The 338-nt window shown below is 44.7% G+C and carries 1 pseudogene; it reads left to right on the top strand.

The window, feature by feature from the left end:
• A pseudogene (locus G5B11_RS18980) lies at window positions 1-188 on the top strand (IS200/IS605 family accessory protein TnpB-related protein); the annotation flags it as partial.
• Between the last annotated feature and the right edge of the window lie 150 nt (window positions 189-338).

The following is a 338-nucleotide window of genomic DNA, read 5'->3' as shown; positions in this document are numbered from 1 at the left end:
ACTGTGACCTGTCGGCTTCTTATAATATCGGGGCGAGATATTTTATCCGAGAACTTTTAAAACCCCTTCCGGCAACGGAAAGGTCTTTACTGGAGGCAAAAGTCCCTTCTGTAAAGCATAGAACCTTATGTGTTTATGCTGACTTAAGAAAACTTCATCTGCAAATGGAGATCTTAAAAGCAGTATAAACACAGGCAGATATACAGCGGATTACCTGTAATGTGGGAGCCTGCCGTATCCGGCATGGAAAAAGCGCATAACTGTGCAGACCTAAGTTACAGGCGTATCCGCCGATATTCAGTCTGACGCCTAAAGCGTCTGGAAGCACGTGACTTTAG

It is taken from the genome of Blautia glucerasea (assembly GCF_013304385.1).
Taxonomy (GTDB): domain Bacteria; phylum Bacillota; class Clostridia; order Lachnospirales; family Lachnospiraceae; genus Blautia_A; species Blautia_A ammoniilytica.
Note: the sequence above shows the minus strand (reverse complement) of the source record. Positions and strands in the feature narration are given on the sequence as shown.